Here is a 3,119-nt window from a genome sequence, read left to right on the forward strand (position 1 = left end):
CTAGTCTTAATTGGCATTCGAGTCGGATCGCATGATCGTTTATTTCCTGGTCAAAACCGTTCTAAAAGGTATCGAAAAAATAACGAATAAAAGAAGCTATTTCTGGTATATAAAAATAAATAACCCCTAATATCTACATTATAGATATTAGGGGTTATTCTTTCAACGTTTTCGAGGGGGCATTTGAGACATCACCCCTGTAAATTGAAGATTTTCTCTCAACTAACTCAAAACTGCCAAACGCATCATAAACACGTGTTTATTTGTTAGCTGGGGGCACGCTATAACCATCATCAATTTCATAACTAAGTGATTTAGTGGGGCTTTTACTGTTCCAGTTACGCTCTACATATTTCAATATGCTAAAATATGCATAACATATATTTTATGAAAGGAAACTTACTCATGGCAAATGCTAATTTGACAAACGCCAGAAAAGCTAAGAATGACGAATTCTACACTCAATGGGCTGATATCGAAAAAGAGGTGAATGCTTACCTCGAATTTGATGAAAATGTGTTCAGAGACAAGACAATCCTCTTACCTGCTGATGATCCATTCGAAAGTAATTTCTTTAAGTATTTTGCAACACATTTTAATGATTTTGGACTAAAAAAATTAATTGCCACAAGCTACGACCCCAGCCCAATCGTTAATACTCAACTTGAATTGTCCTTATTTGATGACAATAATGAGCAAGATGTTGGTATGACTCGAAAAATAAGCAGAGCTTATCGAATTGAACTTACTGACGTTTCAGATTTTGATGAAAACGGGCGCATTAACATTGATGATGTCGAAGCTAAGCTATTAGCTGAGAAGAAGCATATTGATAAGGGCAAAAAATCGAAAATTCTAGGCTACCTGACTGGTGATGAATCAGTTGGTGGATACTCTGCTGGAGATTTTAGAAGTGCGGAAGTTACAAAACTTCGTGATGAAGCAGACATGATCATCACCAACCCACCATTCAGCTTGTTTCGAGAGTTTTTATCTTGGGCTAATCCCTTAGAAAAGAGGATATTAGTTATAGGTAATATGAATGCCATTACCTATAAGGAAGTATTCCCTTTGATAAAGGACAATAAATTTTGGATAGGTGCAACAAACTTCAATGTTGGTATGTACTTCTATGTCCCTGAAGGATTTCAATACTCTAAAACTTATAAATTTGATAGAGAAAAGAACGGAAAACCTGCAAATCGTGTTCCCGGTACTGGTTGGTTCACCAACATCGACCACGGTCGCCGTCACCAACCTTTATCACTAATGACCATGGAAGATAATATTAAATTCAGTAAGCACACGCAAGTACAGGGTCGTGAATATGATAAATATGACAATTATGACGCTATCGAAATTCCATACACAGACTCTATCCCTAGTGATTACGATGGTGTAATGGGTGTTCCTATTTCTTTCTTGGACAAATACAATCCCGATCAATTTGAAATACTTGGTGGAGATGGGTTTGGCGATACACCTCCAACAAAGACTTATAGCCACAAAGCAAAGGTTGTTGACGGAAAAAGAATGAAGTCACAAACAGGAACAATGGGGGCAGTTATTCGTCAAGATGCGTTTGGAAAAGGAACATTTTTCGATGTTGGTTATCCTGTTAAAGCGGTTTATAAGCGTATTTTCATTAAAAAACGATCTTAGCAAGCCTTATTACGTTTTTTATCGTATATACATTTGCCACACGTCGTCATACATTTGGATAGGGGAACGTAAAATGAAAACAGAACTAGTGCAGTATACCGTCAGCGAACTCGTTAAAGGGTTTCAATACAATGAGTATGAAGGTAAAGGATTGTTTGGTCTTTCTGGTCGACTAACCATTCAACCAGAATATCAACGTAATTATATTTATGCGGATGGTAAAAGAGACGTTGCAGTTATCCAATCGATGTTGAAGGGCTATCCTACCGGACTCTATTATTTTAATGTGATTGATGCTAATCAACACATCTTAGAGATACTAGACGGGCAACAACGTGTTACTTCTATAGGAAGATTTGTTACGGGTAAGTTTGCAATTAAGGATATTAACGGCAACGAGACAACCTTTTCGGGTCTTTCGTTAGATCAACAAGATTTGATACGGAATACCAAACTTCTGGTGTATGAAACAAATGGTTTGGAATCAGAAATCAAAGAATGGTTCAAAACGATTAACATCTCTGGTATTCCTTTGAATCAACAGGAAATCCGCAATGCCATATATTCGGGACCATTTATCACGAAGGCTAAAGAAGAATTCTCAAACTCTCAAAATGCCAATATCCAAAAGTGGTCTGCTTATATCAAAGGTAGTCCGCTCAGGCAGGAAATACTTGAGGAGGCTTTAAATTGGATTAGCACGTCACAAAACATCTCGATTGACGAGTACATGTCCACACATCGTAAGGACGACAATCTCAACGAGTTAAAGATGTATTTCAACGCAGTTATAGATTGGGCTTCAACAGTTTTTCCTGTCGTCGAAAGAGAGATGCGCGGATTAGAGTGGGGACGCCTTTATGAAACTTATCATAAGCAGTCTTACAACCCTCAAACCGTTTCAACAGAATTGTCTAAACTTTATGAGGACGCTGATATATCTAAGAAATCCGGTGTTTTTGAATATATTCTAAGCGGACAGAAGCCGAAGTTCATCAAGCTATTGTCAATACGTGCGTTTTCTGAAACGGACAAAAGAACAATCTATAAGCAACAAACAACTGTATCTCAATCTGCAGGCGTTTCGAATTGTTCATACTGTGTAAATGATACAGAATATAATCACATGACACATATTTGGACATTTAAGGAGATGGAAGGCGATCACATAACCCCTTGGTCTAAGGGTGGAAAGACCGAAATCGCTAATTTACAAATGCTTTGTAAGCACCACAATGGTATGAAGACCAACAATTAATCATTATTAATATCTACAACAAAAGGAATTACTCTCAGTAGTGTGCTTTACCAACTTGAAAAATCGTATAGTTACGCCGGCCAGCTTTAAAGTTATTGAGTAAGGTATCTTGAACCCCTTTAAGAACGTTTGAATCTTTGATCGGTAAGACAACTTGTTGCATAAGCTGTTAGTTCCTTTACTTTAAAATTAATTTAGT

General features: G+C 37.2%; 3 protein-coding genes. 2 read left to right on the top strand and 1 reads right to left on the bottom strand.

Annotated elements, in window-relative coordinates; translation table 11 throughout:
- Positions 1-405: 405 nt before the first annotated feature.
- Together FC70_RS02660 and FC70_RS02665 are read left to right on the top strand one after the other, a co-directional pair.
- Positions 406-1,662, top strand: a complete 1,257-nt coding sequence (locus FC70_RS02660; protein WP_057889474.1) for an adenine-specific methyltransferase EcoRI family protein — start codon at positions 406-408, stop codon at positions 1,660-1,662.
- Positions 1,663-1,735: 73 nt separating this feature from the next.
- Positions 1,736-2,920 carry a GmrSD restriction endonuclease domain-containing protein gene (locus FC70_RS02665; RefSeq protein ID WP_057889475.1) on the top strand — a complete coding sequence of 395 codons (1,185 nt, stop codon included), beginning with the start codon at positions 1,736-1,738 and terminating at the stop codon, positions 2,918-2,920.
- 34 nt (positions 2,921-2,954) lie between these two features.
- On the opposite strand, the gene FC70_RS09555 is transcribed toward FC70_RS02665, so the two are convergent.
- The gene (locus FC70_RS09555; protein ID WP_425325128.1) at positions 2,955-3,083 is read right to left on the bottom strand and encodes a hypothetical protein; all 129 of its coding nucleotides are present in this window, start codon (positions 3,081-3,083) and stop codon (positions 2,955-2,957) included.
- Positions 3,084-3,119: the final 36 nt, after the last annotated feature.

The sequence above is a fragment of the Paucilactobacillus oligofermentans DSM 15707 = LMG 22743 genome (assembly GCF_001434315.1).
GTDB classification, from domain to species: Bacteria; Bacillota; Bacilli; order Lactobacillales; family Lactobacillaceae; genus Paucilactobacillus; species Paucilactobacillus oligofermentans.

Coding starts and splice junctions, on each gene's coding strand:
- FC70_RS02660 (WP_057889474.1), top strand. CDS start 406: ATGGCAAATGCTAATTTGACAAACGCCAGAAAAGCTAAGAATGACGAA.
- FC70_RS02665 (WP_057889475.1), top strand. CDS start 1,736: ATGAAAACAGAACTAGTGCAGTATACCGTCAGCGAACTCGTTAAAGGG.
- FC70_RS09555 (WP_425325128.1), bottom strand. CDS start 3,083: ATGCAACAAGTTGTCTTACCGATCAAAGATTCAAACGTTCTTAAAGGG.